General features: G+C 70.8%; 5 protein-coding genes. 3 read left to right on the top strand and 2 right to left on the bottom strand.

Annotated features, from left to right (window positions below):
* Positions 1 to 55 precede the first annotated feature (55 nt).
* Positions 56 to 1036: a phosphatase PAP2 family protein gene (locus tag ACWF94_RS29175; RefSeq protein WP_453494915.1), complete on the bottom strand. Its 981-nt coding sequence runs from the start codon at positions 1034 to 1036 to the stop codon at positions 56 to 58.
* A gap of 542 nt (positions 1037 to 1578) precedes the next feature.
* Between ACWF94_RS29175 and ACWF94_RS29170 the strand changes: the two genes are divergently transcribed.
* Both ACWF94_RS29170 and ACWF94_RS29165 read left to right on the top strand, forming a co-directional pair.
* A complete protein-coding gene (locus tag ACWF94_RS29170; RefSeq protein WP_453494912.1) occupies positions 1579 to 3285 on the top strand; it encodes an MFS transporter in 1707 nt (568 codons plus the stop codon).
* Between the two features lie 101 nt (positions 3286 to 3386).
* Positions 3387 to 4586 carry an acyl-CoA dehydrogenase family protein gene (locus tag ACWF94_RS29165; protein ID WP_453494909.1) on the top strand — a complete coding sequence of 400 codons (1200 nt, stop codon included), beginning with the start codon at positions 3387 to 3389 and terminating at the stop codon, positions 4584 to 4586.
* Between the two features lie 73 nt (positions 4587 to 4659).
* Here the strand turns inward: ACWF94_RS29165 and ACWF94_RS29160 are convergent, their stop codons facing one another.
* Complete coding sequence (locus ACWF94_RS29160) at positions 4660 to 5097, bottom strand: cell division protein SepF (RefSeq protein ID WP_453494906.1); 438 nt, start codon at positions 5095 to 5097, stop codon at positions 4660 to 4662.
* A 288-nt stretch (positions 5098 to 5385) separates the two neighbouring features.
* On the opposite strand from ACWF94_RS29160, the gene ACWF94_RS29155 reads away from it, so the two are divergent.
* Positions 5386 to 6636 carry a DUF5685 family protein gene (locus tag ACWF94_RS29155; protein WP_453494903.1) on the top strand — a complete coding sequence of 417 codons (1251 nt, stop codon included), beginning with the start codon at positions 5386 to 5388 and terminating at the stop codon, positions 6634 to 6636.
* The last annotated feature ends 33 nt before the right edge of the window (positions 6637 to 6669 follow it).

Raw genomic sequence — 6669 nt, 5'->3', positions numbered from 1 at the left:
GGCCCCGACCGGAGTCGGGGCCTTCTCGTCGTACGGAGGAGGGGAGCAGACGGGGTCAGCCGCCCGTCACGGGTCTGGAGGTCGACGGCCGGCGGCTGCCGGACGGGGTGACCGGCGAGCGCTCCGAGCGGACCGGGTGCGGTCGCTGCTGGGTGAGCTGCCCGGTCGATCTGCCGGGCGGACCGGACAGTGTGCCCACGGCGCCCACCGGCTCCCGGGCCCCGCTCTCCTCCTGGTGCCCGGGCCTCGGGAGCGCCCCCGGCCTCGGGCCGCCCGCCGCGACCGGCAGCGACGGAGCGAGCCGGTGGCGTGCGCGCCACTGCTCGCGCTGCTCGAAGACCCAGGACTCCGCCCGGCCGATCAAGGGCTCGCACCAGGGCAGTGCGAGCAGGATCAGCAGACCGGCCGCCCAGCCGAGGACCACATCGCTGAGCCAGTGCGTACCGAGGTACACGGTCGTGAGTCCGACACCGAGCGACACCGTCGCCGAGAGCGCCGAGAGATAGCGGCGCGTCTTCGGTGTGGTGGCCAGATACGCCAGAATTCCCCAGGTCACAACCGCGTTCGCGGTATGCCCGGAGGGAAATATATCGCCGCCCGCGAACAGTTCGGGAGATCCGATCCGAGTCGCGTAGTGAGGGCCGAGCCGGCCGAGTCCGATCTTGACGGCGCCGACCGTCGAATTGAGGAGCAGCAGCGAGACGCCGAGCACCAGCAGCGGGCGCAGGGTGTGCTGGCGCCAGGAGCGCCAGCCCAGCCAGGCCGCGACCATCACGGCCGTGGGACCGCGCTGACCGAGTACCACGAAGTAGTCGAGAAAGGCGTGCAGCTCGGGCCACTGCTGGTAGGGCCGGAACAGCATGACCTTCCAGTCGATGATCACCAGCCAGGTCGACGCCAGGACGGCCACAACGATGGCGAGATAGAACGCAGACGTCCCGCCGAAGAGGGCGAGACGGGTGCGGCTCATCCGCGGGATCTCTATCTTCGGCGGTTCCGGCTCCCGATCCAGGCGGGCGAAGATGTCGGTACGCACCCAATCGACGTTACAGCGAGTGAGTGCGCGACTAGGCCGATCCAGCGTCTTTGTGATGACGATGTGATGTGGCGTGGGTCTCGGGCGGGATATTTATTCCTGGGCAACTCGGAAATCGTGGCGGCCCCATGCCCTATTGCTCCAACGCTCCTGTCGAAAGAACCTTTCGGGAGAGCATATTTGGGCCCTCCGCGCTGATGTATGAATTCTTTCTCATCTTAGGGAGAGCCGACGATCGATCACGGAGAGGGGCATCCGGGTGCCGCCCGTGGCCCGGCAGGGGATCACTCGAACGAGTAACCGTGTGGCGTACGACCCCGCCCGGGACGCATGCCGCGTGGCGTACGACACATGCCCGGCACACACGTCGCGTGGCGTACGACACACGCCCGGGGCGGAAGTGTTCAGGGACGGGCACACTCCGGGGCGCCGCTCTCGCGTACGCTGACGGCTCACTCGCCCGTCGATGCCGGACCGCCCTGAGGGACCGTCCCCGTCCCCGGCTGGCCCGCCGAGCGCGAGGAACCAGTGGAGGTAGATGCATGTCCGGGACGACCACGGCCGTGGCGCGACTGCGCGCCGCAGGCGGCGGTGCCAACCGCTGGGTCGTCCTCTTCATGCTCTGCGTCAGTCTGCTGCTGGTCGCCCTGGACGCGACCGTGCTGCATGTCGCGGTGCCCGCCGTCACGGCGGATCTGCGCCCCAGCGGTGTGGAACTGCTGTGGATCGTCGATGCCTATCCGCTGATCTGTGCCGCCCTGCTCATCCTCTTCGGCACCCTCGGCGACCGGATCGGCCGCCGGCTGGTGCTGCTGGCCGGATACGGCATCTTCGGCCTCGCCTCGGCCGTCGCGGCATTCGCCGACAGCCCCGGGGTGCTCATCGCGGCGCGCGCCCTGCTGGGCCTCGGCGGCGCGATGATCATGCCCGCGACGCTGTCCATCCTGCGGACGGTCTTCCCCGACCGCCGGGAGCGGGCGATGGCGATCGGCGTCTGGAGCGCCGTCGCCGCTGTCGGCGCCGCCACCGGCCCCGTAGTGGGCGGCTTTCTCATCGAGCACTTCTGGTGGGGCTCGGTCTTCCTCATCAACATCCCGCTGATGATGGTCATCCTCCCGCTGGGACGCTTGCTGCTGCCGGAGTCCAGAGGAGGCTTCGACGGGCCCTGGGACGTCCTGGGCGCGCTGTTCGCCGCTGCCGGTGTGCTGGGGGCCGTCCTCGGGGTGAAGCGGCTCGGCGCCGGCCACGGACTGCTCGACGCGGGCACCGCCCCGCCGCTGCTGATCGGCGGCGCGCTGCTGGTGCTGTTCGTCCGCAGGCAGAAGCGCCGAAGGCATCCGCTGATCGACATCCGGATGTTCGCCACGGCCACCTTCTCCACCTCGGTCGGCTGCATCGTGCTCGCCATGCTCGCGCTGGTCGGCCTGCAACTGATCGCCGTGCAGTACCTCCAGCTGATCCTGGGGCTCGGTCCGCTGGAGACCGGTCTGCGGCTGCTGCCGCTGACCTTCGCCGCGATGGCGGCGGGCGCGACCGGCTCGTACACCCTGCGGCGGGCGGGGCCGCGCCGGATGGCCGGCTGGGGTTTCGTCCTGACCGCATCGGCCGTGCTGCTGCTGGTCATGATGGGCCAGGAGGACCGGCCGCTGCTGATGACCACCGGGTTCGTCCTGCTCGGCTTCGGGCTCCAGACCACTCTGTTCGCCGCCTACGAGTCGATGCTCAGCGAGGCACCGCCGGAGCACGCGGGCGGTGCGGCGGCGATCGGCGAGACCTCGTACCAACTCGGCGCGGGCATGGGGATCGCCCTGCTCGGCAGTGTGATGAACGCCGCCTACGCACCCGCCTTCAAGACGCTGGCCGGTGTCCCGGACTCGGCGGGCACCGCGGCCTCGCACTCGCTGGGCGAGGCGTACCAGGTGGCCGACCGGCTCGGCGGGCCCTCGGGGGAGATTCTGCGCGCCACCGCCCGCCACTCCTTCGTCAGCGGCCTCCATGTCACGCTGCTGGTGAGCGCGGGCCTGCTGCTGCTCGGCGCGCTGGCCGCGCTGCGGCTGCCGCGGCTGATGGACTGCTCGGTGGTCGAGAAGTGCCCCCGGCCGAGGCGCCCCGAGGTCTCCCTCCCGGCGAGCCGCGCTCCCGTCGAGACGAGCGGTTCCGGACGCGTCGAGACGAGTGGTTCCGGACGGGTCGAGGCGCGCGGGTCCGGACGCGTCGGGACGAGCGGGTCTGGACGGACGGCACGCTGACCCGTAGCGTCGGGCCCGTAACTACCACTGCTAGTTTTCGGCGGTGCCGGTTCCTGTGCGGCAGTTTCTGTCCCCGCCCTCACGCCGTCGGAGGTCACACTATGCCCGAACGCCCCGAACGCCCAGATTCACCCCGCTTCGACCCCCATGACCCCCTCGGCCTCGACGATCTGCTCGACCCCGAGGATCTCGCGATCCGCGACACCGTACGCACCTGGGCCGCCGACCGCGTACTGCCCCACATCGCCGACTGGTACGAGCGCGGCGAACTCCCCGGCATCCGGGAACTGACCCGGGAACTCGGTGCGCTCGGCGCCCTCGGGATGTCCCTGGAGGGCTACGGCTGCGCGGGCGCCACCCCCGTCCAGTACGGCCTGGCCTGCCTGGAACTGGAGGCGGCCGACTCCGGCATCCGCTCGCTGGTCTCCGTACAGGGCTCGCTCGCCATGTACGCGATCCACCGCTACGGCTCCGAGGAACAGAAGCTGCGGTGGCTGCCCGGGATGGCGGCGGGCGAGATCATCGGCTGCTTCGGTCTCACCGAACCCGACCACGGCTCCGACCCGGCCGGTATGCGCACCTACGCCAGGCGCGACGGCACGGACTGGGTGCTGACCGGCCGCAAGATGTGGATCACCAATGGCTCGGTGGCCGGGGTCGCCGTGGTGTGGGCCCGGACGGACGAAGGCATCCGAGGCTTCGCCGTACCGACCGGAACAGCCGGCTTCTCCGCGCCCGAGATCAAGCACAAATGGTCCCTGCGCGCCAGCGTCACCAGCGAACTCGTCCTGGACGAGGTGCGGCTGCCCGCCGACGCCGTCCTGCCGCACGCCACCGGTCTCGGCGGCCCGCTGAGCTGTCTGAACCACGCCCGGTACGGCATCGTCTGGGGCGCCATGGGAGCCGCGCGCGCGTGCTTCGAATCAGCGCTGGAATACGCGCGCACCCGCGAGCAGTTCGGCAGGCCCATCGGCGGCTTCCAGCTCACCCAGGCCAAACTCGCCGATATGGCCGTGGAACTGCATAAGGGCATCCTGCTCGCCCACCATCTGGGCCGGCGCATGGCCGCGGGGACACTCCGCCCCGAGCAGGTCAGCTTCGGGAAGCTCAACAATGTGCGCGAGGCGATCGACATCTGCCGCACCGCCCGCACCGTTCTCGGCGCCAACGGGATCTCCCTGGAGTACCCCGTGATGCGGCACGCCACCAACCTGGAATCGGTGCTCACCTACGAGGGCACCGTCGAGATGCACCAGCTCGTGCTGGGCAAGGCGCTCACCGGCCTCGACGCCTTCCGGTGACCGGAGGTCCACTGCCTCCGTGCCACCACCACGGCAGCCTCCGTGCCACCACCACGGCCGGCGAGCGCCCTGCTCAGCTCTGGTTGAAGAAGCCGTCCTGGGAGCGGCCCGGGGCCTCTCCGCTGACGACGTGCGTATGCGCGGGGCTCAGCAGGAAGACCCGGGTCGCCACCCGCTCGATGGAGCCGCGCAGCCCGAAGGTCAGACCCGCCGCGAAGTCCACCACGCGCTTGGCGTCGGCGGGCTCCAGCGAGGTGAGGTTCACAATCACCGGCACGCCCTCCCGGAACAGCTCCCCGATGCCACGGGCGTCCCGGAAACAGGTCGGTGAGACGGTCGCGATCCGGCGGCCCACTTCCGGGGCGGCGTCGGAGGCAACACGCACCTTCGGATCGGTGACCCAGGCGTCACCCGTCCCGGTGCCCTCGGCGTACTCGTCGTCGTCGTAGTAACGCTCGTCGCTGTCCTCGACGAGTCCCAGCCAAGCGCTCGCCTTGCGCACAGATCCCATCGACGCCTCCTTCCACTGCGGTCCGCTCACTAGCGGTCTTTCGTCTTTCCTGTCCCTATGGTCGACCATCATGCGGATCGCGCGCCAAGTGGATAGTCGCCGCGCAGGGTTTTCGTGACGGTACTGGTGCAGAAGATGTGGCGATTCGTCAGAGTTCTACCGGTGTACCGGGGGTGTTCAGCTGAATATATGAAATTCGTGCCAGATGGGTGACGTCGGGGACGTTCGGGTGAACGGGCCCTGGTTACGATGCCAGCGCACAGCGGAACGACCCACGGGGGGATCATTGTGTTCGGGATTGTCCGGCCCTGCAGTCATCGGCTCACCGATGGCCTCAAGACCGAGTGGATGGCTCATTTGTGCGGGCTCTGCCTGGCGCTGCGGGCCGACCACGGTCAGTTCGCCAGAGTCGTCACCAACTACGACGGCCTGATCGTCTCGGTGCTGACGGAGGCTCAGTCCGAGCGCACCGCCGCCCGGCGCACCGCGGGCCCCTGCCCGCTGCGGGCCATGCGCACCGCGCCCGTCGCCAGGGGCGAGGGCGCGCGCCTCGCCGCCGCCGTCTCGCTGGTCCTGGCCTCCGCGAAGGTACGGGACCATGTCGCCGACCGCGACGGGATGCTGGCCCGCAGGCCGGTGGCCGCCGCCGCGCGCAAGGTCGCGGCGGGCTGGGACAGGGCCGGGGCGCGCGCCGGAGCGGAGCTGGGCTTCGACACGGCGGTGCTGCTCGACGCGGTCGACCGGCAGCCCGGGATCGAGGCGCTCGCCGGAGTCGGCACCCCACTGCTGACGGTCACCGAGCCCACCGAGACGGCCACCGCCGCCGCCTTCGCCCATACCGCCGTTCTCGCCGGCCGGCCGGAGAACACGGCCCCGCTCGCCGAGGCCGGCCGGCTCTTCGGCAGGCTCGCGCATCTGCTGGACGCCGTGGAGGACCGGGAGGCCGACGCCGCCGCGGGCGCCTGGAACCCGCTCACCGGCACCGGTACCTCACTGGCCGAGGCCCGCAGGCTCGCCGACGACGCGGTGCACGGGGTGCGGCTCGCGCTGCGCGATGTCACCTTCACCGACGACAGACTGGTCCATGTGCTCCTCGCCCATGAGCTGGGCACCGCCGTGAACCGCGCCTTCGGCACCGTGGCCTGCTCGCACGAGGGACAGCTGTCGGCGGGGAATCCCTACCAGGGGGGCAACCCCTATCAGGGCGGTGGCCGCTACCAGAGCGGCGGCCCTTCGGGCGGCTCGGGCAACCCCTACGGGGGCGGCGGCCCTTCGGGCGGCAACCCCTTCGGCGGCACCCCTGGCGGCCCGCCGTCCGGCCCCGGCGGCCCGCCCCCCTTCGGCAGCGAACCCCCGAGGCCCAAGCGGCGCGGCCTGCTGGCCGGGTGCGCGGTCTTCACCGGACTGTTCTGCACCTGCCAGATCTGCTGTGCCAAGGAGTACGAGGGCCCCTGGTCGCGCAAGAAGCGCCGCGGCGCGTGCCGGGACTGCGATGGCCCGGACTGTGGCTGCGACGGCTGCTGCTGCCCCTGCGACTAGACACGTGTCACTGCGGCGGACGCCCGATGCGCC

The sequence above is a fragment of the Streptomyces sp. NPDC055078 genome (assembly GCF_053607985.1).
Note: the sequence above shows the minus strand (reverse complement) of the source record. Positions and strands in the feature narration are given on the sequence as shown.